The 25757-nt window shown below is 64.4% G+C and carries 25 protein-coding genes; 8 read left to right on the plus strand and 17 right to left on the minus strand.

Annotation, left to right across the window (positions count from 1 at the left end; genetic code table 11):
• Window positions 1-10: 10 nt before the first annotated feature.
• The 7 genes from DSM43276_RS02435 to kstR all read right to left on the minus strand — a co-directional run bounded on the left by DSM43276_RS02435 (window position 11) and on the right by kstR (window position 7716).
• Window positions 11-841 carry a metal ABC transporter permease gene (locus DSM43276_RS02435; RefSeq protein ID WP_078331315.1) on the minus strand — a complete coding sequence of 277 codons (831 nt, stop codon included), beginning with the start codon at window positions 839-841 and terminating at the stop codon, window positions 11-13.
• Window positions 834-1619: a metal ABC transporter ATP-binding protein gene (locus DSM43276_RS02440; RefSeq protein ID WP_078331290.1), complete on the minus strand. Its 786-nt coding sequence runs from the start codon at window positions 1617-1619 to the stop codon at window positions 834-836. The genes DSM43276_RS02435 and DSM43276_RS02440 overlap by 8 nt, the downstream gene beginning before the upstream one ends.
• Window positions 1620-1650: 31 nt before the next feature.
• Entirely contained in the window at window positions 1651-2529 is an 879-nt protein-coding gene (locus DSM43276_RS02445) for a metal ABC transporter solute-binding protein, Zn/Mn family (protein ID WP_078331289.1), read from the minus strand.
• Between the two features lie 74 nt (window positions 2530-2603).
• Window positions 2604-3398, minus strand: coding sequence for an SDR family NAD(P)-dependent oxidoreductase (locus tag DSM43276_RS02450; RefSeq protein ID WP_078331288.1), 795 nt, complete (start codon window positions 3396-3398; stop codon window positions 2604-2606).
• On the minus strand, window positions 3395-4399 hold the full coding sequence (locus DSM43276_RS02455; protein ID WP_078324645.1) for an SDR family NAD(P)-dependent oxidoreductase: 1005 nt from the start codon (window positions 4397-4399) through the stop codon (window positions 3395-3397). Before DSM43276_RS02455 ends, DSM43276_RS02450 begins: the two co-directional genes overlap by 4 nt.
• A gap of 47 nt (window positions 4400-4446) precedes the next feature.
• Window positions 4447-6978, minus strand: a complete 2532-nt coding sequence (gene otsB / locus DSM43276_RS02460; RefSeq protein ID WP_078331314.1) for a trehalose-phosphatase — start codon at window positions 6976-6978, stop codon at window positions 4447-4449.
• A 60-nt stretch (window positions 6979-7038) separates the two neighbouring features.
• A complete protein-coding gene (gene kstR / locus DSM43276_RS02465) occupies window positions 7039-7716 on the minus strand; it encodes a cholesterol catabolism transcriptional regulator KstR (protein WP_078324646.1) in 678 nt (225 codons plus the stop codon).
• A 192-nt stretch (window positions 7717-7908) separates the two neighbouring features.
• On the opposite strand from kstR, the gene DSM43276_RS02470 reads away from it, so the two are divergent.
• On the plus strand, window positions 7909-10026 hold the full coding sequence (locus tag DSM43276_RS02470; RefSeq protein ID WP_078331287.1) for an acyl-CoA dehydrogenase family protein: 2118 nt from the start codon (window positions 7909-7911) through the stop codon (window positions 10024-10026).
• On the opposite strand, the gene DSM43276_RS02475 is transcribed toward DSM43276_RS02470, so the two are convergent.
• From DSM43276_RS02475 to DSM43276_RS02485, 3 genes are all read right to left on the minus strand, one after another.
• On the minus strand, window positions 10006-10302 hold the full coding sequence (locus tag DSM43276_RS02475; RefSeq protein ID WP_078331286.1) for a hypothetical protein: 297 nt from the start codon (window positions 10300-10302) through the stop codon (window positions 10006-10008). The genes DSM43276_RS02470 and DSM43276_RS02475 overlap by 21 nt on opposite strands.
• A 164-nt stretch (window positions 10303-10466) precedes the next feature.
• Entirely contained in the window at window positions 10467-11006 is a 540-nt protein-coding gene (locus DSM43276_RS02480) for a hypothetical protein (RefSeq protein WP_078331313.1), read from the minus strand.
• Between the two features lie 64 nt (window positions 11007-11070).
• Window positions 11071-12126 (minus strand): ferredoxin--NADP reductase, encoded by a 1056-nt coding sequence (locus DSM43276_RS02485; RefSeq protein WP_078331285.1) that lies wholly within the window; start codon window positions 12124-12126, stop codon window positions 11071-11073.
• A gap of 277 nt (window positions 12127-12403) precedes the next feature.
• On the opposite strand from DSM43276_RS02485, the gene hsaA reads away from it, so the two are divergent.
• The 5 genes from hsaA (at window position 12404) to fmdA (ending at window position 16721) form a co-directional block, all read left to right on the plus strand.
• A complete protein-coding gene (gene hsaA, locus DSM43276_RS02490) occupies window positions 12404-13591 on the plus strand; it encodes a 3-hydroxy-9,10-secoandrosta-1,3,5(10)-triene-9,17-dione monooxygenase oxygenase subunit (RefSeq protein WP_078331284.1) in 1188 nt (395 codons plus the stop codon).
• Window positions 13592-13606: 15 nt separating this feature from the next.
• Complete coding sequence (gene hsaC, locus DSM43276_RS02495; RefSeq protein ID WP_078331283.1) at window positions 13607-14509, plus strand: iron-dependent extradiol dioxygenase HsaC; 903 nt, start codon at window positions 13607-13609, stop codon at window positions 14507-14509.
• A 2-nt stretch (window positions 14510-14511) separates the two neighbouring features.
• Window positions 14512-15084 carry a 3-hydroxy-9,10-secoandrosta-1,3,5(10)-triene-9,17-dione monooxygenase reductase subunit gene (hsaB, locus tag DSM43276_RS02500; RefSeq protein ID WP_078331282.1) on the plus strand — a complete coding sequence of 191 codons (573 nt, stop codon included), beginning with the start codon at window positions 14512-14514 and terminating at the stop codon, window positions 15082-15084.
• Between the two features lie 141 nt (window positions 15085-15225).
• Window positions 15226-15450, plus strand: coding sequence for a hypothetical protein (locus tag DSM43276_RS02505; protein WP_234803115.1), 225 nt, complete (start codon window positions 15226-15228; stop codon window positions 15448-15450).
• Between the two features lie 14 nt (window positions 15451-15464).
• Entirely contained in the window at window positions 15465-16721 is a 1257-nt protein-coding gene (gene fmdA, locus DSM43276_RS02510; protein WP_078331280.1) for a formamidase, read from the plus strand.
• Window positions 16722-16728: 7 nt separating this feature from the next.
• Here the strand turns inward: fmdA and DSM43276_RS02515 are convergent, their stop codons facing one another.
• On the minus strand, window positions 16729-17841 hold the full coding sequence (locus tag DSM43276_RS02515) for an agmatine deiminase family protein (protein ID WP_078331279.1): 1113 nt from the start codon (window positions 17839-17841) through the stop codon (window positions 16729-16731).
• A 142-nt stretch (window positions 17842-17983) separates the two neighbouring features.
• Here DSM43276_RS02515 and aqpZ point away from each other — a divergent pair, with 142 nt between their 5' ends.
• Window positions 17984-18742 (plus strand): aquaporin Z, encoded by a 759-nt coding sequence (gene aqpZ, locus DSM43276_RS02520; protein ID WP_078331312.1) that lies wholly within the window; start codon window positions 17984-17986, stop codon window positions 18740-18742.
• Between the two features lie 17 nt (window positions 18743-18759).
• Here aqpZ and DSM43276_RS02525 read toward each other — a convergent pair whose 3' ends face one another.
• On the minus strand, window positions 18760-20031 hold the full coding sequence (locus DSM43276_RS02525; RefSeq protein WP_078331278.1) for a hypothetical protein: 1272 nt from the start codon (window positions 20029-20031) through the stop codon (window positions 18760-18762).
• 145 nt (window positions 20032-20176) lie between these two features.
• Here DSM43276_RS02525 and arr point away from each other — a divergent pair, with 145 nt between their 5' ends.
• Window positions 20177-20602 carry an NAD(+)--rifampin ADP-ribosyltransferase gene (arr, locus tag DSM43276_RS02530; protein ID WP_078331277.1) on the plus strand — a complete coding sequence of 142 codons (426 nt, stop codon included), beginning with the start codon at window positions 20177-20179 and terminating at the stop codon, window positions 20600-20602.
• Window positions 20603-20628: 26 nt separating this feature from the next.
• Here arr and DSM43276_RS02535 read toward each other — a convergent pair whose 3' ends face one another.
• From DSM43276_RS02535 to DSM43276_RS02555, 5 genes are all read right to left on the minus strand, one after another.
• On the minus strand, window positions 20629-21018 hold the full coding sequence (locus tag DSM43276_RS02535; protein WP_078331276.1) for a DoxX family protein: 390 nt from the start codon (window positions 21016-21018) through the stop codon (window positions 20629-20631).
• A gap of 81 nt (window positions 21019-21099) precedes the next feature.
• Window positions 21100-22053: an acyl-CoA dehydrogenase IpdE2 gene (gene ipdE2 / locus DSM43276_RS02540; protein ID WP_078331275.1), complete on the minus strand. Its 954-nt coding sequence runs from the start codon at window positions 22051-22053 to the stop codon at window positions 21100-21102.
• A complete protein-coding gene (locus DSM43276_RS02545) occupies window positions 22050-23003 on the minus strand; it encodes an acyl-CoA dehydrogenase family protein (RefSeq protein ID WP_078331274.1) in 954 nt (317 codons plus the stop codon). The genes ipdE2 and DSM43276_RS02545 overlap by 4 nt, the downstream gene beginning before the upstream one ends.
• Window positions 23000-24151, minus strand: a complete 1152-nt coding sequence (locus tag DSM43276_RS02550; protein WP_078331273.1) for an acyl-CoA dehydrogenase family protein — start codon at window positions 24149-24151, stop codon at window positions 23000-23002. Before DSM43276_RS02550 ends, DSM43276_RS02545 begins: the two co-directional genes overlap by 4 nt.
• Window positions 24151-25725, minus strand: coding sequence for a FadD3 family acyl-CoA ligase (locus DSM43276_RS02555; protein WP_078331272.1), 1575 nt, complete (start codon window positions 25723-25725; stop codon window positions 24151-24153). The genes DSM43276_RS02550 and DSM43276_RS02555 overlap by 1 nt, the downstream gene beginning before the upstream one ends.
• Between the last annotated feature and the right edge of the window lie 32 nt (window positions 25726-25757).

A 25757-nucleotide genomic window follows, 5' to 3' on the forward strand; every position in this document is an offset into this window, starting at 1 on the left:
CCTAGCTCGCTCAGGCGTGCCGATACCGCCCGATAAGACGGCAGAGCAGGTAGATCGACACGGCGATCATGGTGACAAAGACCGAGATCGGTACCCCCGGTGCCAAAGACAGCACGATTCCGCCGATGGCAGCGATCTCCGCGAAGACAATCGACAACCCGATGGCGCGTGCCGGGGATGAGGTGATGCGAGCGGCAGCCGCCGCGGGGGTGATGAGCAGTGACATCACCAGTAGCGCGCCGACGATTTGCACACCCTGCGCCGCGGTGAGGCCGACGAGGGCGGCGAACACAATCCCCAAGGCACGCACGGGTACCCCACGCGCCTCGGCGACGTCGGGGTCGACGGTGGCGAACAGCATTGGTCGGTAGGTGACCGCCAGTACCGCGCCCACCACGATGCTCACCACGACGAGCATCAGCAGCCCGCTGTATCCGACGCCGACGATCTGCCCGGTCAGGAGCGCGAAATTGGTGCCGGTGCGCCCCGGATACAGGTGAATGAACAGCACCGCCAGCCCCAGCCCGAAGGCCATGACGACACCGATCGCCGAGTCGCGATCCTTGGTGCGTTGCCCGAGGATGCCGAAAAGTATTGCCGCGACCACGCTTCCGAGTAGCGCGCCGGTGCCGACATTGGCGCCGGCCAAGAGCGCGGCGGCGGCGCCCGTCAGCGACAGCTCACTGGAACCGTGCACCGCGAAGGACATCTGGCGCATCACCACAAACGGGCCGATGAGACCGGCGAGCAGCCCCAGCAGCGCGGCCGCCAGGATCGCCTGCTGCACGAAGTCGCGTCCGAGGAGGTCGGCGGTGAGGGAAAGGTCGAAGAAGTTACTCATGCGCATGCTCCGCACATTCCTCGGTGACCTGCCGGTTTTCGCCCACGACCACGTACTGTCCGCGCACCTTCACCACGTCGATCTGGGCGCGATACAGCTCCGATAGCGTCTCGGTCGTCATCACCTCGTCGACGGTGCCTATCCGAAAGCGCCCGTCCACCAGGTAAAGGATCCGGTCCGCGTACGGCAGGATCGGGTTGATCTCGTGGGTCACGAACAGCACGGCCGTCCGTGCGCTACGCCGCCTTTTGTCGAGCAGGGCGCAAATCTGTTGTGCGCTTGCCGGATCCAGATTCAGCAGGGGCTCGTCGCAGAGCAGGAGTGCGGGGTCGCCCGCCAGCGCCTGCGCGATGCGCACCCGTTGGAGCTCGCCGCCGGATAGCGACGAGACGGCCTTGGTGGCCAGATGACTGGCATCCACTTGATCCAGCGCAAGGTCGATCGTTGTGCGACGGCGTGCCCGGCTGGCTGGATTCAGTGCCGCCAAACCCCAACGGTGCCCGTCGATCCCGAGGCCCACCAGGTCCTCGGCGCGAAGGATCAGCGCGTTGTCGGCGAGTCGATGTTGAGGGACGTAACCGAGCTCGCCGGCAACGGTCATCGCGCCGCGAGTCAGCGGGACCTCACCCAACAGCAGCCGCAGCAGCGATGTCTTTCCGGAACCGTTGGGGCCCAATACCGCGATGAACTCACTCGGTTCGACCGTGAGGTCGAGATCCTCCCATAGCGTGCGTCCACCGCGATTCAGCGAGGCATTGCGCAGTGTGGCGACACTCATGCGGCCATTATCCGGTCTTCGCGCAAGCGGCTCATCCCAAAGCCGTGGCGAGCTGCTCGGTGGTGCGTCGCTGCCAGGTGAGGTAGTCGGTGCCGTCCGGCAGGGTTTCGGTCACCGTCACCACCGGGACGCCATGGGATTCGGCGGCTTGCTTGAGCTGGTTGGTCACCGGCCCGGCAGTTTGGGAGTTGAAAAGCAGTGCCGCAATCTGTTTGGTGTTGATCAGGTCCAACGCGGTGGCGACATCCGCGGGGGAGGGGTCCTGGCCTTGCTCGGCAGCTTCGGCGAAGTCGTGGGGCGTGCGGTCGACCAGTTCGCAGTGGGAGACCAGATGACTGGCCACCGGTTCGGTCGCCAGGATCGCCTTGCCGCGGTCCTTCACGGCGATGCCGTGCTGCCGATCTGAGATCGAGTCAAGCTGCTGCCCAAATATTTTGGCATTCGCGCGGTAGGTATCGGCGTCGTCAGGGTCGGCCTTGGCGAGCTCGTCTGCGACGTGATCGGCTACCTTTTTGGCGGTGCTCAGACTGTAGAACACATGCTCATTCTTATCGGCGGAGTCTGCGGGTAGAAGCTGGTAGGCGTTGACCCGGGGCTGGCCGTCCTTGAGTAGCTTGTCGATGAACGGGTCGTAGCCGTCACCGTTGTACACCACGAGGGTGGCGTCCTGGACCTGCGCGGCCGCGGCGGGCGTCACCTCGAATGAATGCGGGTCGGTGTTGGCGCCGCTGACCAATGCGCTCACCGTGGCATGGTCGCCGGCAACGGCCTTGGCCACCGAAGCCCAGGCGTCGGTGGATGCCACCACCGCGGGTTCATCGGACCTTTCCGCGGCGTGGCCGCAACCGGAGAGCGCGAGCGTTCCGACGGTCGTGATTGTCACAGCCAACCCAGCTACGCGAGCGTGCACAGCGCACCTCCAACCCTTCCAGTAATGAAAACGGTTTTCATTATGGGGGATGGAGGAGAAGAGTGCAAAACGTGTCAGCGCGCGCTGAGCTTTGTGGCGACGCGCAGCGCCGGTAGCAGCAGTGATCGTGGCGTGTACCGCCCGGCCACGGTCATCGCTTGCGGCACCGCTCCGGGAATCACGCTGCGCGATCCCTGCTGCATGCCCTTGATCGCCGCGGCGGCGACCTGCTTCGGAGAGACCTGTACACCCGGCACGCTGAATCGCTCCGCGCTCGCGATCTCCGCCCACTCGGTCGGCACCGGTCCCGGGCACAGCACCGTGCATGACACGCCGGTGCCCCGCAGCTCCTCATGGACGGCCTCGGAGAAGGACTGCACATAGGCCTTGGTCGCCGCGTAGGTAGCCATAAACGGAATCGGCTGGAATGCGGCGACCGAAGCGATGTTCAGGACGGCCCCCTTGCCCCGATCCACCATGCCGGTCACCGCGGCGTGGGTCAGTTCGACCAGCGTGATGACGTTAACCTCGATCTCTTCGCGTTCGCGATCCAGCGGCAACTCATGGAAGACCCCACTGGTTCCGAATCCGGCGGAATTGCACAGTCCCGCAATGCGGTGGGCGGCAATCCATTCGCATAGCTCGGTGCGACCCGGCCCAGTGCCCAGGTCAAGCGCCTGCACGTCGACTTCGATGCGGTGGCGTGCACTGAGGATGTCGGCGAGCCTATCCATCCTGTCCTTGCGGCGGGCGACCAAGACCAACGAGTGTCCGCGCTTGGCCAGTCCATACGCGAGCTCGGTGCCGATCCCCGAGGATGCTCCGGTGATGACGACGGGCCCGGCGGTACCCGGCTTCGGCAGACTCACCAGTGCACCCCGGGTGTGGCGTCGATGAAGATCTGCTGCCCGCCGTCCACTTCCTCGGGCTTGAGGTTTTTGACACCTTTGGCGGCATCGGAATCCGGGAACATCTTGTATCCCTGATTGCGCACCGCGTCCATGATCTCCGGTGTCAGCGAGTCTGCGAACGAGGCGATGCGTCCGAACGCCGAGGCCACTCGCCGTGGCCGTTCGATGATCGCCTTCGCGATGACCTCACCCGCCTCGTCCGGAGTCAGCGCTGGGAACTTTTGATACAGCGTCGTCGGCGCGATCATCGGGGTGCGCACCAGCGGCATATGAATGGTGGTGAAGCGCAGTCCCTCATCGGAGGTCTCGGCCTGGAATGCATCAGAGACCGTGTCCAAGGCAGCCTTCGATGCGATGTAGGCGCCGAATCGTGGCACCTTTGTCTGCACCCCGATGGACGAGATGTTGATGATGTGGCCGAACTTGCGCTCGCGCATACCCGGCATGAACCCCAGGATGAGATGCAGGGGCGCAAAGTAATTCAGCTGCATGGTGCGCTCGAAATCGTGCGGTCGGTCGTAGGACAGCGCCAGTGAGCGTCGGATCGATCGACCGGCATTGTTGATCAGGATGTCCACCCGGCCGTGATCGGCCAGCACGTCCTTGACCATGCGATCGATCGCGTCCATATCGGACAGATCGCAGGGGAACACATGGGCGGTGCCGCCAACATCACCGACCTGTGCGGCGGTCTCCTGCAGCTTGTCCTCGGAGCGGGCTACCAGCAGCACCGTGCCGCCTGCCTCGCCGATCTGGAGGGCGGCGGCCTGGCCGATGCCCGACGAGCCGCCGGTGATCATGACGATCTTGTTCCGGACGGACGAGCGCAGACTTCGGCTCGGTGTCACGAGCTTGGCAATGGCGTGTGGGGTGAGTTGTCCGGTCGGCATCGTCAGGGCCTTGTTGACCTTGCCAAACTGGTGCGACGCCAAGGAGCTGAGACGTTGCATGGGGTTCATGGCTGAACGCTATGCCCGCGCCGCCGGTAGCGCGGCGAAATGGACCGTTAGGAAAGCAGCGCAGCGCAGCGCAGCAGTCCGATATGGCTGTACGCCTGCGGGTGGTTGCCCAACGAGCGTTCGGCCACCGGGTCGTACTCCTCGGACAGCAGGCCGGTGGGGCCGGTGGCCTTGACCAGTTGGTCGAACAGCAGCTCGGCCTGTGATCGCGCACCGATGAGCAGATACGCCTCGACGAGCCAGGCGGCGCACAGGTGGAAGCCGCCCTCCCCGCCGGGCAGTCCATCGTCTCGGTGGTATCGATAAACCGTTGCACCACTGCGTAATTCTGCCTCGGTGGCGATCACTGTCGCGGTGAATCGAGGATCGGTGGGCTCGATCAGTCCGGATAGTCCGATGTACAGGGTGGCGGCGTCCAGGTCGGTGCCGTCGTAGGCGGCGGTGAAGGACTTGACCGACTCGTTCCAGCCCTTTTCCACGACCTCGGCGGCGATCTCGTCGCGCAATGCGGCCCAGGATGGCGGGGACTCACGCTGGAATTCCTTGGCGAGCTTCACCGCGCGGTCCACCGTCACCCAGCACATGACCTTGGAGTAGACGTGGTGCCTCGGATTCCCCCGGATCTCCCAGATTCCGTGATCTGGTTCGTACCAGCGGCGCTCGACGGCAAGAACCATGTCGGAAACCAGGTTCCAATCGGCATCGGTCAACGGGTCGGCGTGGCCGAGGCGCTGGCGCGCATGAGCGAGGTCATGGATCAGTTCCACCACGGGCCCGAAGACGTCCAGCTGCACTTGCGAATTGGCGGCGTTACCGACGCGGACCGGGCGTGAGCCCGCATACCCTGGCAACGAGTCGATCACCGCTTCGGGTGGCAGCACCGTTCCGGCCAAGGTGTACAGCGGGTGTAGGCGATCGGGGCCGGGCAGGTGCTCCAGCACCCGGTGCAGCCAGCCCAGCAGACCCTCGGCCTCGCTCAGCGATCCCAACGCCACCAGTGCCGATGCGGTCATCGAGGCGTCGCGTAACCAGCAGTACCGGTAATCCCAGTTACGAATACCGCCAATGTCTTCCGGCAACGACGTGGTGGCGGCGGCCAGGATCGCGCCCGACTCGGAGTGCACCAGCCCACGCAACGTCAGCGCTGAGCGCTTCATCAGTCCGGGCTTGCGCTCGGGAAGAGTCAGGGTTTGGGCCCAGTCGCGCCAATAGGATTCGGCTCGTTCCCGTAGCTCGGGCTCCGAAACCGAACCCTTCCCGAGATCCTCGGTGCCGCAGCGTAACTCGAGGATAACCGGGCCGTTTGCCGGGCTGATGGTCGCGGTGGCGGTCTGATCGTCGGCTCCGATTGTCCAGGTGACGCCGGGGGCACGCAGCACGATGGGATCATTGGTGCCGAGTACGCGTACGCCGTTGGCGGCGGCGACCAATTGCACGGGCGCCTGGCCGAACTCGGGACGCGGGGCGAAGGTGACCACCGCATCGGCCTCGCCGGTGACAACCCGAATCAGATCGGTGCGTCCGGGGATCTCGTCGTGCGCCAGGTAGTCGGTGACTTGTAGGCTGGCCCAACGTGTTTCGACAGTCATGGTGCTGTCGATGTACTTCTGGCCGAGTGGCAGGGCGGACCGTGCGGGGCCGATGGTGAAGTGTCCGGCCTCATCGCCGCCGAGGAGATGGGCGAAGACGGCGGCCGAGTCGGGTTCGGGGTGACACATCCAGGTGACGCCACCGGTGGGGGTCACCAGCGCGATCGTGCGCGAATTGGCGAGCATGGTGAGTCGCTCGATGGGGGTGGCGTGTCCGCCGAGCAGCCAGGTGCGACGCTCCTCGAGCAGGAAAGCCAGTGCTGTGCCCACCGATTCGGTATCTGGAATGCGGTATCCCGCCAGGGTCTCGCCGTCGCCCACCTTGATGCCCAGGTCGGGGCCGTGTAGCCGCGTGAACACCTTTTCGTCGGTGACATCATCGCCGAAGAACACCGCGGCTGTCGCGCCCTCCTGATGGCGCAGGATGTCGAGTGCCTGCCCCTTATCGGTGGGTATGACGGCGAATTCGAGAACCTTCTTGCCCTCAGTGACCTGCGCACCCCAACCGTTGGCCACGGTAAGTGCTTGGGCCAGCGCGGCATCGCCGTCCTCTGCCGAGGCGTTGCGGACGTGCAGCGCGACGCTCGCCGGTTTCAGCTCGATGGCGACTCCGGCGTACTCGGCGGCGATGGCCGACAGCTTGTTGGCAATGGTCTTCAACAGCGCCTTGGCGTCTCCGTCGATGGCGTGCACGAATCCCGCGTCGAACTCCGAACCGTGACTTCCGACCAGATGCACCTCGGAGGGTAGTCGCGACAGGGTCGCCAGATCGCGCAGTGCCCGTCCGGAGATCAGCGCCGAGGTTGTTGACGGCAGTCCCGCCAAAGCCCGCAGCGCCGTAGTCGATTCGGGGTGCGGGCGTGCGTCATCGGGGTTGTTGACCAGCGGGGCTATCGTCCCGTCGTAGTCGGAGGCCACCAGCAGCCGGGGCGTACGGGCCACCTCGGAAAGGGCGCGGCGCAGTTCGACGGGCAGATCTTGGGCACTCACCACGGGTCCCGAGTCTACGTCCGCTACCTGCGCGGGGTTGGTTAGGCCAAGCGTGGCTGGTCAGGTAATTCCGAGCAGCAATCTGACGGTGCGATCGAGCCGGTGGCTCACATCGGTTGCTGATGCTCGCCGCGTCAACCAGGCAATCATGTTGGAGGTCCAGACATCCGAGATGACGCGGGCGATGTGGAACTGCCCGTCGGAGGGGGCGTCGTCCCCGGCCATCGCGCGGGCGAAGATGCCGTCCATCAGCCGGCCCACGTGATCAACCTCACCGGCGGCGGAAGCGTCGGCGAAGACCAGGGCGCGGGTCATCGCCTCGGTGAGTAGGGGGTTGCGCTGCATGTTGCGGTTCAGCCGGGTGATCGCCGTGTGCAGGCGTTCATACGCGGTGCCGCCGCTGACCGCACCGCGATCCGTTCTCGCGTCGATCTGCTCGAACTCGCGTTCCAGCGCGGACACCAACAGATGCACCTTGGAGGGGAAGTATCGGTACAGGGTGCCGACGGCGACGTCCGCACGTTCGGCGACGGTGCGCATCTGCACCGCTTCGTAGCCTCCCTTGGAGGCGATGGCCAGGGTGGCGTCCAGGATGCGCTTGCGGCGCTCGCGCTGCGCGGTCGAACCGAGATCGTCGTCGGACAGTGCTGAGACGGCAGCAGGCTGATTCGCCGCGTCGGTATCACCGCTAGCTGACTGCGCGGCTTCCGATGCGCTAGATGTCCGAGGCGTTGCCATGGCGTCTCTACTCCCTGCGTTCACGTTCTGGTTCAGCGCACGACTATACGGATCACCGTCGGCCGTTTCAGGCCTCCCTGGCCCGCCGGTAGTGCTCTGTACAGCCTGAATGCGTTCCTACTACACTGAACCCAATCACGATATTAGAACACGTTCTAGTCTCATGCACCCGAATCAAGCCGAGGAGAATCTGTGTCGTCCGACGTGCAGGAAGCCGCCCGGGACGCGGTCCGTCAGTGGGCCAAGAGCGCGGCTGTCATCGAGTCGGTCCGGAAGATGGAGACCGAGCCCCACGGATGGGTCCCCGCCTATGCCGGGCTCGCTGAGCTGGGCATTTTCGGTGTCGCGGTACCGGAGGCCGCCGGTGGTTCGGGAGCCGGATTCGACGACATGATCGCCATGGTCGACGAATCCGCGGCGTCCCTGGTGCCGGGGCCGGTTGCCACCAGCGCGCTGGTCGCGGTGGTGCTCGCGACCGACGGGCCCGCCGAATTGGTCGCGGCGCTGGCTGCCGGAGATCGCACGGCGGGGCTGGCCCTCACCGGGAACCTGACCATTGCCGACGGGCTGGCTTCGGGCGTGTTGCCCGCGGTGCTGGGCGGTACGGCCGACGGAGTGCTGTTGGCCCCGGGGCCCGACGGTTGGGTTCTGATCGACAGCCTGGGTGCCGGCATCACCGTGGATATCAAGAAGGCGACCGACTTCTCGCGCCCGTGGGCTGCGGTCACCCTGAACGGCGCCGCGACGCGTTCGGTGAGCCTGCCGACCGGCGTGGTCGCCGATCTAGCGGTGGTGACCCTCGCGGCCGAGGCGGTGGGCGTGGCGCGCTGGGCGCTGCAGACCGCCGTCGAGTACGCGAAGGTGCGCGAGCAATTCGGCAAGCAGATCGGCAGCTTTCAGGCCATTAAGCACATGTGTGCGGAAATGCTGTGCCGTGTCGAGCAGGCCGATGTCGCTGTGTGGGACGCCGCCGGGTGCGCGCGGGATGCGCTCGCCAATGATGGTGATTCTCAGCATCTTTCGCTTGCCACTGCCGTTGCGGCGGCGGTTGCCGTCGATGCCGCACTGGCCAACACCAAGGATTGCATCCAGATTCTTGGTGGTATCGGATTCACCTGGGAGCATGACGCTCACCTGTACCTGCGGCGCGCATATGCACTCCAATCCTTCCTGGGCAAGCCCGCGACATGGCGGCGCACGGCCGCCGCGCTGACGCTCGGGGGAACTCGCCGCTCCCTGACCGTTGACCTCGGTGAGGTGGAGGACCAGCGTGCACAGGTCGCGGCCACTGCGGCGGAAATCGCCTCGGCACCAAAGGATGAGCATCAGGTTCGGCTTGCCGAGACGGGCTTCCTGGCCCCGCACTGGCCCGTGCCGTACGGGCTGGGCGCAGGGGCGGCGCAGCAGCTGCTCATCGACCAGGAGCTGCATACCGCGGGCGTCGCGCGCCCTGATCTTGTCATCGGATGGTGGGCGGCCCCCACCATTCTTGAGCACGGAACTCCGGAACAGATAGCGCAGTTCGTGGCGCCTACGCTGCGTGGTGAGATTGAATGGTGCCAGCTGTTCTCCGAGCCCGGTGCCGGTAGCGACCTTGCGGCGTTGCGCACCAAGGCAACCCGGGTCGACGGTGGGTGGAAGCTCGACGGCCAGAAGGTGTGGAACTCCAAGGCTCAGATCGCAGACTGGGCGATCTGCCTCGCGCGCACCAACTCCGATGTTCCCAAGCACAAGGGCATTACGTATTTCTTGCTCGACATGAAGACCCCCGGGATCACCGTGCGACCGCTGCGTGAAATCACCGGCGAGGAGATGTTCAACGAGGTCTTCCTGGACGGTGTGATCGTTCCGGACGAGTACGTGGTCGGTTCGGTTGACGACGGGTGGCGCCTGGCCCGCACCACACTGGCCAACGAGCGGGTCGCGATGGCGGGTGGCGGCACCCTCGATGAGGCCATGGAGTCGCTGCTCGCGCTGATCGGGGACACCGAACTGGATGCGGCTCAACTCGATACGCTCGGCGTTTTCGTGTGTTCGGCACAGACGGGCGCGCTGCTTGATCTGCGCACCGCACTACGCGCCATCGGTGGACAGGATCCGGGTGCGGCCTCAAGTGTCCGCAAGCTCGTCGGTGTGCGCCACCGTCAGGGGCTTTCGGAGCACATCCTCGACTACGTGGACACCCATGGCGCGGTGGAGTCCCACGAGATGTGGCTATTCATGCGGGACCGGTGTCTGTCGATCGCCGGAGGTACCACCCAGATCCTGCTCAGTGTGGCGGGGGAGCGGCTACTCGGTCTGCCGCGCTGACAGCCAGCAGCTAGCTCGGGTGCGCATGCGGTGTTGCGTGCTGCGCGGGACCGCTCCCGGACTGTAGAGGCCGCGGCCGCGGCGACGAACTCGGTCGAGCTTGACGTCGGTGCGCAGTGCATCCGAGATCGTCTTTGGCGGGCGACCATCTACGTCAAAACCGATGTCCGTCAGCATGATGGCCATCTCGGACACGGTGGTGAGCCCGTGGCGATGGATATGAAGGACAAGCAGGTAGCGCAAATCGGTGCGCAGCGAGCGGGTCCGAGCGTTCATATTCAGCACCCTGCCACGGGGCGCCGACATGGTCGGACCGACGCCTCAGACGACACACATCTGGCAGCACACAGACATGTTCTGCGCGGGTGCCCGGATTCCGCGCTAGTTAGGCTGAGGCCGTTGTCGCCTCGCTGGAAGCCATTCCGTCAACCTGGTGACGGCTAGCTGAAGCGGGCCTGCGCGCACGCGTCGGGCGAGATTACGCTGCGGCCACCGATACTGGCCTCGACATGAGTGCACACGATGTAGTCGGCGTCGAGCTTGGGTTGCCCTGTCGCCCAATCGGTTGGCTGGGTGGTGCCGGTGATCCGGAAGCGGTCGACATCGCCTCCGCCGAAGTAGACCGTGGTGAGCAGCCAGGTGCTACCACCGTTGTGCTCCACGGTGTTCGGATTGTCGGCCCACTGCACCCAGAGGTAGTTCATCCGGTCCGAGGTACGCAGCTCGGTGGTTTGCTTGGCCCACAGGTCGCCCCCGAATCCCTCAATCCCGTTGGGGGTCCGAAGATTGAAGCTCGCGGTGTAATAGCACTGACGTTCGGCCTTGCGGCAGTCGGCGGTGGCGTGCACCTCGAGCTGGCGCCCCTCGTCGACGGGGGTGCTGACGTCGGTGGTTTTGACCTCGGCGGTGGCGTTACCTGGGAAAACCAGGGAAGTGACCACCAGTGATGCGGCGGCCAGCGCCGATTTCAGGGACTTCATGATGTCGGAATCGTATCGGCCCGGTCGGGCAGTGGCGCCGGGATCTTCTTTCTGTACCCGGTGTTCACTCATCGAAGGTGACGTTGACATCGTCGGTCTCGGGTACAGCCTGGCACGCCAGGATGTACCCGTCATCGATGTCGTTCTGGGACAGCGCGTCGTTGACGAGCATGCGGACCTTACCGTCCTTCAAGATGCAGGCGCATGTCATGCAGTGCCCCTCGCGGCAGGAAAACGGTGCGTCCAGCCCCTTGGCGAGCAAGACGTCGAGCAGGACGGTGCTGCGTGGCCAGTTGACCGTGTGGGTCTCGCCGTCGAGTTCGACGGTGGCCGTGGCCGGCGGTTCGTCATCGTCGGAGGGCTCGGCCAGCACTACCTCGGCGAACGGGTCGCTCTCCAGGGAGCGGAAAACCTCGACATGCACGCGGTCCTCGGGCATGCCATTGCCCTTGAGCGCGGCCTCGGAGGCGTCCATGAACGGCCCGGGACCACAGATGAATGCCTCGTGACCGGCGGAGAATGGGGCGGCCAGGGTGGCCAGGGATTGTTGCGAGGGCAGCCCCTGCACCGATTCGAGCCAGTGGATGACGGTCAACCGATCCGGATACTGCGCCGCCAGCCCGCGAAGCGCCGCACCGAAGATCACTGACCGCTCGTCGCGGTTGGCATAGATGAGCACCACCTTGCCGCTGCCCTGCGAGAGCGCGGACTTGCAGATCGCCATCATCGGGGTGATGCCGCTACCGGCGGCTAGCAGCAGGAAGTCGCGATCGAGCTCTTTGGGGACGAATACTCCAGAGGGTGCCAATACATGCATGTGCATACCGGCATGCGCGTTATCGCAGATCCAGTTGGACCCGTAGCCATCGACGGTGCGCTTGATCGTGACCGTCAACCGGTCGTCGATATGCGGGGAGCTGGACAGCGAGTAGCAGCGCGCCACCGATCCGGTGCGGTCGGAGGGAATGCGCAGCGTGAGGTACTGGCCGGGTGTGTACGCGAACTTGTCGGCCGCATCCTCGGGAATATCGAAGACCAGGGATCTGGAGTCGGCGGTCTCGTCGATCACCTCGGCGATGCGCACCTCGAGGACGTGCTTTCCCAGCGGAACGTCCGTCACGTGATTTCCTCCGTCGTTGACTTCGTCTGGCCAAGCCCAACTAGAACCGAACTAGAACAGGTTACAGAATTGACCTTTGGCCCTACAACACCGTCGTTGCTTCGTTCCAGATGAGCCCGCCTTCCCGGGGTGGGCGAGGCGGTGTCGACACAGATCGAAACGTGTTCTAGTCTCAGCAGGGAACACGCGCTACCACCGTGGGTGTACAGCGAGTGTCGCGAACTACTAGCCCTAGTTTGTGCCGACTGATGCTAACTACAGCAGTGGAGGAAATGCAGTGACGACGACCGAACAGCGGGACGAGATTCAGGCGGTTCTCGCAGGAATTGACGACCTGCTGCCGATCCTGCGCAAGCGTGCGCAGGAGACCGAGGACCTGCGGCGTCTGCCCGACGCCACGGTCGCCGAATTGCAGGAGATCGGCTTCTTCAAGCTGTTGCAGCCCTCGCAGTGGGGTGGATACGAGACCGCCCCCACGACCTTCTACGAGGCGGTGCGCCGGCTGGGCAGCGCCTGCGGCTCAACCGGTTGGGTCTCCTCGATCATCGGTGTGCACAACTGGCACCTGGCCCTGTTCGACCAGAAGGCCCAGGAAGAGGTCTGGGGCGACGACACCAACGTGCGGGTGTCCTCCTCATACGCGCCCATGGGTGCCGGCGTCGTCGTCGATGGCGGGTACCTGGTGAACGGCGCGTGGAACTGGTCCTCGGGCTGTGACCACGCCACCTGGGCATTCCTCGGTGGCCCCGTCATCAAGGACGGCCGGCCGGTCGACTTCGGCAGCTTCCTGATCCCGCGTACCGAGTACCGCATCGACGACGTGTGGAACGTCGTCGGCCTGCGCGGCACCGGTAGTAACACCGTCGTGGTCAAGGACGTGTTCGTGCCGTCGCACCGTTTCTTGTCGTACAAGAAGATGAACGACCAGAGCGCCGGTGGCTACGAGACCAACACTGCATCGGTGTACAAGATGCCTTGGGGCACCATGCATCCCACCACCATCACCGCGCCCATCATGGGCATGGCGTACGGCGCTTACGACGCGCACGTCGAGGCTCAGGGCAAGCGGGTGCGCGCGGCATACGCCGGTGAGAAGGCCAAGGATGACCCGTTCACCAAGGTGCGGGTGGCAGAGGCTGCCAGCGACATCGACGCCGGGTGGCGTCAGTTGATTGGGAATGTGGGCGACGAGTACGCCCTTATCTCGGCGGGCCAGGAGGTTCCGTTCGAGCTGCGTGCCGCCGCACGCCGCGATCAGGTGCGTGCCACCGGCCGGGCGATCGCCTCGATCGATCTGCTGTTTGAGAACTCCGGCGCCACCGCACTCTCGAATGACGCACCGGTACAGCGCTTCTGGCGTGATGCGCACGCCGGACGTGTGCACGCGGCCAATGACGCTGAGCGGGCTTACCAGATCTGGGGCAACCACGCCTTCGAGCTGCCCGCCACCGACACGATGGTTTAGGAGAGCGTCAGCAAGATGAGCATTATCAAGGCACTCGGGTACATGCGGATCGAGGCCACCGATGTAGCTGCTTGGCGTGAATTCGGAACCAAGGTGCTCGGCATGATGGAAGGCACCGGTGACAACCCCGCCGCGCTCTATCTCCGGATGGACGATGTCGCGGCTCGTCTGGTGATCGTGCCGGGCGAGAACGACCGGCTGCTGGCCTCGGGCTGGGAGGTCGCGGACGCGCCGGCGTTGCAGGCAATTCGGGACCGCCTGGACAACGCGGGTGTCGAGTACGCCGAGGGCACCAAGGTCGAGGCTTCCGACCGTAAGGTCGAGGGGCTGATCAGGTTCCAGGATCCGTCGGGAAACGTGCTGGAGGTGTTCCACGGAGCCCAGTACCTGGGTCGCCGATTCGTGAGCCCTTACGGCCACAAGTTCGTCACGGCCGAGCAGGGTCTGGGGCACGTGGTGCTCACCTGTACCGATGACGCTGCGGCGCAGGCGTTTTACGAGGGTGTGCTCGGCTTCCGGCTGCGCGACTCGATGCGGCTGCCGCCGCAGCTTGTCGGCCGTCCGGCCGATGGTGACCCGGTGTGGCTGCGTTTTTACGGGTGCAACCCGCGCCACCACGCGCTGGCGTTCATGCCGATGCCCAATCCGACCGGAATCGTGCACCTGATGGTCGAAGTGGAGAATTCCGACGATGTCGGCCTCTGCCTGGACCGGGCAAACCGGAGAAAGGTCAAGATGTCGGCCACTCTGGGTCGGCATATCAACGACAAGATGCTGTCCTTCTACATGAAGACTCCCGGTGGGTTCGATATGGAATTCGGTTGCGAGGGTTCTGAAGTCGATGACGAGAGCTGGATCGCACGCGAGAGCGTCGGTATCAGCCTGTGGGGCCACGATTTCAGCGTTGGGTTCAAGTAGAGATGCCGATATCGCAGATCGATCCCAGGGCATTTCGGAATGTGCTGGGGCAGTTCTGTACCGGCGTCACCATCATCACCACGACGCATGAGGACGCACCGGTGGGCTTCGCCTGCCAGTCATTCGCGGCGCTGTCGCTGGAGCCGCCGCTGGTGCTGTTCTGTCCGACCAAGCAATCCCGGTCCTGGGCGGCGATCGAGGCCTCGGGCAAGTTCTGTGTGAATGTTCTGGCGGAGGACCAGCGCGAGGTATCGGCACGATTCGGTTCGCGGGAGCCCGATAAGTTCGGCGGAATCGATTGGCACCCATCGGGTCTCGGATCACCGATCATCGATGGTTCGCTTGCGCACATTGACTGCGAGGTCGAAGGAGTTCACGACGGCGGGGATCACTGGGTGGTGTTCGGATCGGTCAAGGAGCTGAGTGAAGCTCCAGCGATTCCCACCGCTTCCCGGCCGCTGCTCTTCTATCGCGGGCAGTACACCGGCATCGAACCAGACAAGACCACGCCCGCCGATTGGCGCAACGACCTGGAAGCATTCCTCACTGCCACCACCGAGGACACCTGGCTGTAACCGACTCCCGTTCGTTTCCTCTGCGGGCCTGGCCAATCCGGCGTAACGTCACATATCCAGGTGCTACCTCGGTGAGGGCGGGTCATGGCGTTGTACGCGTATCGGTGCACGAACTGCGGCGATACCTCGCGTAAATTTCCGATGGCCGCGGCCCCCGATACGGTGCCGTGCCCCGGTTGCCCCGCATCGGCACGACGGCTTTTCGGTATCGCCGGAATGAGTCGCGGTTCCTCGTCGCGCATGCGCTTGCTCGATGCCGCCCATCGCAGTGCCAGTGAGCCGCCTGTCGTTTCCGCGCCGCCTCCCTTGCGCCGATCGGCGCCAGTGACATCAAATCCGTTGCATCGCAAGTTGCCCCGCCCCTGACCGGAAGGACTGCCATGCCCGAAGTGTTGTTCCCGCTGGATTCGAGCAAGAAATTCACCGAGCAACAGATCGTCGGGCACAACCGGTGGCACCCGGACATTCCGCCGGCGGCGGTCGTAAAGCCCGGTACTTCGTTCCGTGTGCATTGCCGTGAATGGTTCGACGGCGCGATTCACAATGACGACTCCGCCGACGACATCCGTGATGCCCCACTGACCACGGTGCACGCATTGTCGGGACCGTTCTCGGTGGAGGGGGCGCAGCCGGGAGACCTGCTGATCGTCGACATTCTCGATGTGGGTCCCATCCCGCAGGAAGACTCTGGGCCGCTGGCTGGTCAGGGGTGGGGCTACACCGGCATCTTTCCGACCGTCAACGGCGGCGGCTTCCTCACTGAGCAGTTCCCGGATGCGTACAAGGCGATTTGGGATTTCTCGGGGCAGACCGCCACCTCCCGCCACGTCCCTGGGGTCAGCTTCACCGGGATTGTGCATCCGGGGCTGATGGGGACGGCGCCATCGGCAGAACTGCTGGCGAGGTGGAACGCCCGTGAGGGTGCGCTAATCGCCACTGACCCTCACCGTGTTCCCGCACTGGCACTTCCGCCGGAGCCCCGGGATGCGGTGCTCGGTGCGCTGACCGGGGAAACCTTCGAGCGGGCAGCGGCTGAGGCGGCACGGACCGCGCCGCCCCGGGAGAACGGCGGCAATCAGGACATCAAGAACCTGACCAAGGGCAGCAGGGTCTTTTACCCGGTGTTCGTGCCGGGCGGAAAATTGTCGGTCGGCGACTTGCACTTCTCGCAGGGGGACGGAGAGATCACCTTTTGTGGTGCCATTGAGATGGGTGGCTTCATCGACTTACATGTCGACGTCCTTAAGGGCGGTATGGACACCTATGGGGTCTCGGAGAATGCGATCTTCATGCCGGGCAACACCGATCCGCAGTACTCGCAGTGGTTGGCGTTCTCGGGGACCTCGGTCACTCTCGATGACGAACAGCGTTACCTGGATTCGCATTTGGCGTACCAACGCGCCTGCCTGCACGCCATCGATTACTTGACCAAGTTCGGCTACAGCCCGGAACAGGCCTATCTCCTACTGGGCGCTGCACCCATCGAGGGCCGACTGTCCGGGGTGGTCGACATCCCGAATTCCTGTGCCACTGTATATATTCCGACGGCGATCTTCGACTTCCCGGTGACACCCTCGGCGGCGGGCCCGGTGCAGATCGACGCCGGTCCGGGGGCGCCGCGATCGGTTGCGCGCTGAGTCAGCGCTATCGGGGTTCCTGCTGTGTGGCGCAGTGAATGCCGCCACCGCCGGCGGCAATACCGTCGATATTGAGCTGAACGATTCGACGGCCGGGAAACACACGTTCCAGGGCGGATTTGGCTTCCGCATCGGCACGGGGGTCGCCAAACTCGGGTGCGATGACACCGCCGTTGCAGACGTAGAAGTTGATGTAACCGGCGGCGAAGTCTTCTGATTCGAAGTCATCGCGCCCCTGCTCGGGTGCTTCGAGCACTTCCACACGCAGGGGGCGTCCGGCGGCGTCCGTTGCCTTTTCGAGGATCGCGAGATGCTCACGTGTCACGTCGTAGTCGAATGAGTCGGGGTCGTTGTCCAGTCCGGCGACGATCACACCCGGCCCGGCGAACCGCGCGTAGAAATCGGTGTGCCCATCGGTGATATCCATGCCCGCGATGCCCGGTAGCCAAATGATCTCCCGTAGACCAAGTAGTCGCTGTAGCTCTGCCTCGATGTCCTTTTTGGAGCGCCCTCGGTTTCGGTTGTTGTTGAGAACGCAGCTTTCGGTGATGATCGCGGTGCCCTCCCCATCAACTTCGATCCCGCCGCCCTCCAGGACAAGATCGGTGTGCAGGGCGCGAACTCCGGCGAGCTTGGCGACCTCAATGGCGACCTTGGCGTCCGAGCCGTGCTGCTGTTTGTTGCCCCAGCCGTTGAAGTTGAAATCAACAGCAGCTCTGCCGGTGTCGTTGCGAACGAACACCGGGCCGCTGTCGCGGATCCACAGATCGTCCAAGGGCACGGGAATCAGCTCCACGTTGGGCCCTGCCCACTGGCGGGCCAGCTCGGTCTCCTGTGGACGCACCAGCATCGACACCGGCTCGAACTGTGCGATGGCCTGGGCTATCGCTCCGAGGTTCTGCTGAACCTGTCGAGTCAGCCGTCGGCCCCAGATCCCGTCACTGGCACCGAAAGCCATCCATGTTCGCAGGTGTGGTTCGCCCTCATCGGGCATGCGCCAGGTGCTGCCGTCGCTCACCTCGCCATTATCGTCGCGTTCATTGGGTGTATCGGCACACGCGGTCAGCACGATGCCGCCCGCAGTCGCCGCACCGAGCTTGAAGAGCTGTCGCCTCTGCACACCCCCAGTGTCGACTAATTTGAGCTATTGGGCGAGACTAGATTTCGTGACGCAACCGTTTCTGATATATGGCTGTGTGGTTGGGTCCAGCATTGGTAGTAATCAAGATCACTCGAGTTCTTCCGAACGAAGGGATCTGATGGTGACCAAGACGAGTACCAAATTGCTAGCCGAGTTTTTCGGTACGTTCTGGCTGGTCTTAGGCGGTTGCGGCAGTGCGATCTTCGCAGCCAAGAATGTCGCGGATGCAGGAGAAGGCAATGCGGGCGCGATCCAGTTGGGCATCGGATTCCTCGGTGTGGCACTGGCTTTCGGGTTGACGGTCGTGACTATGGCCTACGCGGTGGGCCATATCTCGGGCGGGCATTTCAACCCTGCGGTCACGCTGGGGGCGGTGGCCAGTGGGCGTCTGCCAGCCAAAGAGCTTCCTGGGTACTGGGTGGCGCAGGTGCTCGGTGGGCTGCTTGCCGGCACCGCGTTGTGGTACATCGCGCGGGGTAAGCCGGGTTTCGAGGCGACCGGGAACATGGCCGCCAACGGCTATGGTGAGCACTCGCCGGACCACTACTCTCTGACTGCTGTGCTGGTCACCGAGATCGTTCTCACCGCGGTGTTCATCATGGTGATCCTGGGCGCCACCGACGATGGCGCAGCCAAGGGATTCGGTCCACTGGCAATCGGCTTGTGTCTCACGCTGATTCACCTGATCTCGATTCCGATCAGCAATACGTCGGTGAACCCGGCGCGGTCGACCGCCGTCGCCTTCTTCAACGGGGGTGCGGCCCCGGGGCAACTGTGGCTGTTCTGGGTGGCGCCATTGGCTGGTGGTCTGATCGGTGGAGTGCTCTACCCGTTCGTGTTCGACAACAGCAGGTTGGCACTGGAAACTGCGCAGGACTGAGCCTGCGGCCGAACACGCTAGTCGTACCAGCGCCTAGCGTGTTCGGCGTGCGTCGACAGGTAGGCGCCGGGGCCGAAATGTGTGTCGTAGAAGTCCAGGTCGATGTTCTGCGCCTGCAGATACATCAGGGTGTGCACGGTGGGGACGGTGCCGGGAATCTTTCCGAAGGTGTCGTAGACGTAGGAGGCCTCGGTGGTGACAATCTCCTGGATCGCCTCGGCGGGTAGCGCGGCCGACCGCACCTTTTGTGAATTGGCCCATGCGCCCGGAGTATCGGGGTGGAAGGGGCCACCGGGGCCGTACTTGCGCTCGATGTACTTCTGAACCCCATCGGCCACTGTCGGCACGTGTGGGGGACTGAGGGTTTCGAAGAACCCGGGGAGGCCGGTGACATTCGGGAATGCCCACCGATCGTCGTTGTCCGAACGGAACCCGATACCGGGAGCGCGTGGGTCACCGGATCCGCCGAGCACCGATAGCCGGTCGAGACCGTCGAACATCCAGCCACCCAGCCCGAGTGCTTGGAGCAGGAGTACTCCATTGTGGGTCGCGGTGGCTAGCTCGGCACTGGCCTCGGTGAGTGTGTACTGCTCCACGAAGGACAGCGGAATGGGATCGTCGTAATTCCTTAAGCTGCTGAATTTTTCGGTTCCGGGGATACTCTGGTGGTTGATGTCGTCGTAGACCAGGTATCCGTTCGCGGCGAAGAAGGACAGGTTGGCGATCAGGTGCTCGGCCAGATCGGCCACCGGGAAGGCCAGCAGGCTGCCCGGGTGATTGCCGATCCAGATGTTGTGGCCCTCCATGTAGGGCTCTTCCCGGGGCAGTTCCAAACGTTGGTCCGAGATCCGCACATAGGAGTCGGCGGTGTGGGTGATCCAGTCTTCGATGGAGGCGAACTCCCGAGGGGGTTCATCGCGTGTCGGCAGCAGGTAGATGCCGGTGTCATCGGTGAAGAAGAGCTGGCTGGTGTGAAAACCCGCCGCGGACGGGAAGGTGCGTCCCGTCGCGCTACCGGAATAGTTCGGGAAGGCTGGAGAGTATCCGGGGTGGTAGGTGATGCCGTAGTGCCACCCGGTGACGCCCCCGACCACCGAAAGGATCAGTGCCCGTTCGACTTCTGATATCGGCCTGACAGGATGACCGCTGGTGTACGCGAGCGGACCGTCGGGGATGCGTCCGCCGAGGGGGAAACGCCGTGACCTGCGCCCGGTGATCGCTGCCAGCAGCGGAAAGGTGGTGACCTGCGCCAGGGCTTCGCGTTCGCGGTCGGATATCTGCAGCGTCATGGATCAAGCCGACCACCGAGCGGTTGCGGGGTCAACCTTTTGGCTTGTCTCCTTTCAAAATATGGCACGAAGGGGGGCTTGCGGCAAGGCCCCCAACGTGGCGCACAATCCTGCGACCACGAATGTCGACTGATGGGGAGCTGGTATGACGATGCCGAACTTTTTCGAGGCGCACGAGTCGGGGGCGTACTTCCATGGCACCAAGGCCAACCTCCAGGTGGGTGATCTGCTGACACCCGGGCATCTGTCGAACTACGAGGAGGGCCGCATCATGAACCACGTCTACGTGACGAAGACACTGATTGGTGCGGGGTTAGCGGCCATGATGGCTAAAGGCGAGGGCAGGGGCCATGTCTACATCGTGGAGCCGGAGGGCTCCCTGGAAGACGACCCGAACGTGACCGACAAGAAGTTCCCCGGGAATCCGACCCACTCGTACCGCACCCGGGAACCCGTGCGCATCGTTGGTGAGGTCGTGGACTGGGTAGGACCCCCGCCCGAATTCATGGAAACCTTCCGGGCGGGGCTGGTCGATCTCCAGCGCAAAGGAAACGCGATCATCTATGACTAGGCACGACTAAACATGACTAGACGCGGCTATGCGGTGCGCCGCACCTTGAGTGCCTCGGTGATCATCGGGATCTGCAATGGCAGCCGGGCGATCGCGCCTAGCTTCAGTGGTAGCGGCTTGTTCCACCACAGTCGCACCATGTTGATATTGGCAGGGAAGACGGCGATGAATAGCAGCGCCGCGATCGTGCCACCGAGCTTGCGGGTCTTCGGAGCGAGCAGAAGCGCGCCGGTTCCGAGCTCGGCAACACCCGAGGCATACGTGTAGAAACGGGCCTCACCAGGCAGTTCAGCCGGGACGATGGCGTCGAAGGGTTTGGGCGCGACGAAATGCACGACGCCGACACCGAGGAGCACGGCGGCGAGCCGGTAGGCGGGAAGTCGTGACGGATCGGTGGTGGTGAGGCTGTTGCTCATGGGTCCGATCGTATGACCTATGTGCAGATGGCGGTACGAACGTACCTCCCCAGGCGATACGGTCGAGCCGCTGACTGACGTCTACAGTCCGGCAGCACTCTCCAGGCCGGGGAGCAGCTGACGCGGTGTGCCCAGGAGCAGTGCACTGCCGTGGGCGCGCTTGAAGTACAGGTGGGCGTCGTGTTCCCACGTGATGGCGATCCCCCCGTGCAACTGGATCGATTCGCCGGACACGATCGAAAGTGCCTCGCTGGCTTTGATTCTCGCCACGGTCGCGGCCTCGGTAGTGAGATCTCCGATGGCCTGGTAAACGGTCGCGCGCGCCGACTCCACCAGCACGTATAGGTCGGCCATCCGGTGTTTGAGAGCCTGGAAGCTGCCGATCGCGCGCCCGAACTGAACTCGCGTCTTGGTGTACTCGACGGTGAGTTCCAGGGCGCGCGCCGCTGCGCCCACCTGCTCGGCCGCCAGCAGCAGCCCGGCCTTGTCGATCAATCCCGGGGCACTGCCGATCGGTTCGCTTCCGCTGATCGCGACCGCCGCCAGTCGGCGGGTGGGATCCATGGTGGACAACGGCGTGGCGGTGACGTTCTCCGCTCGGCGTACTTCGTCGCCCTCCAGGGTGAGTACCACGTCCGCGTGAGCTCCATTGACGACGTATCCGGGGTCGAAGGCCACCGCGCCGATCGATTCACCGGAGGCCAACGATTCCAGCAGCGCACCTTCGTACCCGGCGTCCAGGAGGGCGAGCTGCGCCCACAGGGTGCCCATCAGTGGGCTCGGCACCAGCCCACGGCCGAGCTCCTCCACCACCACGGCCGCGTCCGCGAGCTCGCCACCGGCACCGCCCAATTCCTCCGGAACCAACAATGCGGCGGCACCTACCTGTTCGCACAGAACGGTCCACAGTTTCTCGTCGTAGCCGCGTTCGGATTCCATCGCGGCGCGGACGGCTGCGGAATCAGCCCGTTTGGTGACCAGAGAACGGACGGTGTCGCGCAGCAGCTGCCGTTCAGCGTTGGCGGAACGGCTCACAGTGCCTCCAAAACTCGTGCGCGGTGCCACTCGGACGTGCCCCATGCCGAGGTCAGGGCCCGTACCTTGAGGATCCACAGTGACAGGTCGTATTCGGCGGTGAAGCCGATGGCGCCGTGAGTCTGCAGCGAGGATCGCGCGGCGAGGTAAGCGGCCTTGCCAGCAGCGACCTTCGCGGCACTCACATCACGTGCGGCAGTGGGAGAGTCCTCGGCCAGGGATAGTGCCGCGCCGTATACGAGCGGGCGGGCCAGCTCCAGCGCGATGTGGACATCGGCCAGCTTGTGCTTGACGGCCTGATAGGAGCCGATGGGCCGCCCGAACTGGGACCGCTGCTTGGCGTACTCCACCGCGCGGTCCAGGAGTGCCTGCCCAAGACCGACAAGCTGTGCCGAAATCGCAAGCACTCCAAAGTTAATGGCGCGGCTGGTGTCGAGGGAGACGCCGCCTCCCGTCGGTGCTACATCGAACACCCGGCGAGCGGCGTCGATCGATTCGTGCTGTGTGCCGGCCTGTGCCTCGCGGAACCCGATGTCGTCGGCGATGAGCACCAGCCCGGCGACATCCGCGTCGAGTGCACGTGGCGTGATGGGAGGCGCGGCCACGGTGACGATGAGTTCTCCGGAGGCCAGTTGTGAGGAACGCGCATCCTCGGCGAGCAGGGCCGGTGCCACCGCGAGGGACTCGACGACCGGTCCGGGCACCGCCCACTTGCCTAAACCTTCCAGTGCGACAACAAGATCGACGGGATGCGCCCCGATGCCGTCGTACTTTTCGGAGACCGCGAGGGCGGTGACACCGAGATCGGACAATGTCGACCACACCGCGAGCCCGGGTTCATGGTTGCCGGTTGCCCACGCGCGAGCCGCAGCGGGAACATCGGCGGCCCCCAGGGCCGCGTCGATGCTCGCCGCGAAATCTCGCTGCTGCGTGTCCAGATCGAACCTCACTTGGCACCTCCCGTGCGAGCACTCTCTTTCGGCAGGCCAAGAATGCGCTCGGCGATGATGTTCCGCTGAATCTCGTTGGTACCTGCGTAGATCGGGCCGCCGAGGGAGAACAGGTACCCATCTGTCCATGGCCCGGTGAGCTCGCCGTCGGCGCCGCGCAGGTCGATCGCCGTCTCGTGCAGGGCCACGTCCAGCTCGGACCAGAACACCTTGGTGATCGAGGATTCGGCACCGAGCTCGCCGCCGCCGGACAGTCGGGTGACGGTGCCGAAAGTATGCAACCGGTACGCCTGTGCGGCGATCCAGGCGTCGGCGACACGCTCGGATGCGAACCTGTTCTCCGGAACGGATTTCCACAGATCTACCAACCGATCTGCGGTGGCCAGGAAGCGGCCGGGGCTGCGCAGCGACATGCCGCGCTCATTGCTCGACGTGCTCATGGCCACCCGCCAGCCGTCATGTACCGCACCGATGACGTCCTCGTCGGGGACGAATACGTCGTCCAGAAAGATCTCGGCGAAACCGGGGTCCCCGTCGAGCTGGGGGATGGGGCGGACAGTGATGCCCTCGGCCTTGAGATCCAACATGAAGTACGTCAACCCCTGGTGGCGCTGCGATTCCGGGTCGGAGCGCCAGAGCCCGAATGCCCTGTCCGCGAATGGCGCTCGCGAGCTCCAGATCTTCTGCCCGGACAAGCGCCAGCCCCCGTCCACCTTGCGGGCGGGGGAGCGCAGCGATGCCAGATCGCTTCCCGACTCCGGCTCCGACCAGGCTTGCGCCCAGATCTCCTCGCCGTTGGCCATTTTCGGGAGAATGCGATCCAGCTGGTCCTTGCTGCCATGTGCGAACAGCGTGGGCCCCAGCAGGAACATGCCGTTCTGGCTGATGCGCGCGGGGGCTCCCGCCTTGAAGTACTCCTCTTCGAAGATCACCCACTGCAGCAGGGTGACGTCGCGGCCGCCGTACTCCTGGGGCCAGGACACCGCGGAGAACCCCGCGTCGTACAGGGTCCGCTCCCACTGTCGGTGCAGCACAGCGCCTTCGGGCGAGTCGTAGGAGGGTAACGGTGGATTCGGGGTGTTGGCGGCGAGGAACTCGCGCACCTCCGCCCGGAAGGCCTCGGTCTCGTCGTCGAGAAGTAGGTCCACTAGCTGCTCTCCTGTTGGTGCATGGCGCGCAGCGTGGGTTTGACCACCTTGCCGCCCAGATTGCGGGGAAGTTCGTCGAGAAACCCGACGAACCGCGGTTTCTTGAAGTTCGCCACATGCATCGCGCTGTAGTCGATGACGGCCTGAGCGTCGAGGGATGCGCCGGGCTTGCGCACGATGTATGCCTTGCCGACCTCGCCGAGCCGCGCGTCGGGCACCCCGATCACGGCCACGTCAGCTACACCATCGAGCCGCATCAGTACCTGTTCGATCTCTGCCGGGTAGACGTTGAACCCACCGCAGATGTACATGTCCTTGAGTCGGTCGGTGATGGTGAGATTGCCGTGCTCGTCGAGCTTTCCGATATCGCCGGTGTGCAACCAGCCATCCGAGTCGATGGTCTCGGCGGTGGCCTGCGGATTATCGAGATAGCCCTTCATGACGTTGGCGCTGCGCAGCAGCACTTCGCCCTCGTCGCCCGGTTTCTGGGCGCCGTCGATCCGCAGCTCGTAGCCGATCATCGGACGTCCGCAGGTGGTCGCGACGGTGACCGCGTCGTCATCGGAGCGGCAGATCGTGGCGAAGCCTTGAGTCTCGGTGAGGCCGTACGCGGTAAGTACCAGATCGAAATCCAGCTCGGATTGCATGCGCTCGATGAGCACCACCGGGACCACGGCCGCACCCGTCACGGAGTACCGCAGTGAGGTCAGGTCATAGTTCTTGCGGGCGGGATGGTCGAGCAGCATCTGGAAGATGGTGGGTGCGCCGGGTAACACGGTGATCTTGTGTTCCTGGACTGCGGCCATTGCTTTTTCGGGGTCGAAGGTCAGCTGTGGCATAAGCGCCGCGCCGGTCTGCAAGCAGGCCAGGATGCCGGCCTTGTATCCGAAGTTATGGAAGAACGGGTTCACGCACAGATACCGGTCGTTCTCGGTGAACTCTCCGTAGGTTGCCCACGCCAGGGAGGCCGCCAGCGGTTGGCGGTGCATGCACAGCACGCCCTTGCTGCGTCCGGTAGTGCCGGAGGTGAAAAGGATGTCGCTGATGTCTTCGGAACTCACCGTCGACTTGCGCTCATCGATGTCCTGGTCGCTCACGTCATCTCCGTGCGCGACGAATTCCTCCCAATTGGCGTGATCGCCGGCTTCCACCGCGATCCGCACGATATGGGCGAGATCGGGAAGGGCCGCAGTGTCCAGTTGGGTGATGCGATCCGACCCGAGGAAGACTCCGGCCGACACCAGCACGCGAGCCTCGCTGCGCTGCAGGATGTCCGTCGCCTCGTCGACCGTGTAGCGGGTGTTCATCGGGACGACGGCAGCTCCGGCGTACTGCGCGCCCAGGCAGGCGATGGGCCAGTGCCACGAGTTGGGAGACCAGATGGCCACCCGGTCCCCGTGCTTGATGTCGAGTGCGATCAGTGCCGCGGCGAAGCGCCGGGCGCGGGCGCGAAGTTCCGAAAAGGACAGCCATAATCCGTCCGCATAGAGTGCATCGCGATCACCAAAACGGGCTGCTGCCTGGTCCAACGCGGCCGGAATGGTGAGTTCGGGTGTCTGCTGCGCCGACTCCATACGCGTCCGACCCACCTTCCAATAACAAGCAA

This window comes from Mycobacteroides salmoniphilum, from assembly GCF_004924335.1.
In the GTDB taxonomy this organism is placed as follows: Bacteria; Actinomycetota; Actinomycetes; order Mycobacteriales; family Mycobacteriaceae; genus Mycobacterium; species Mycobacterium salmoniphilum.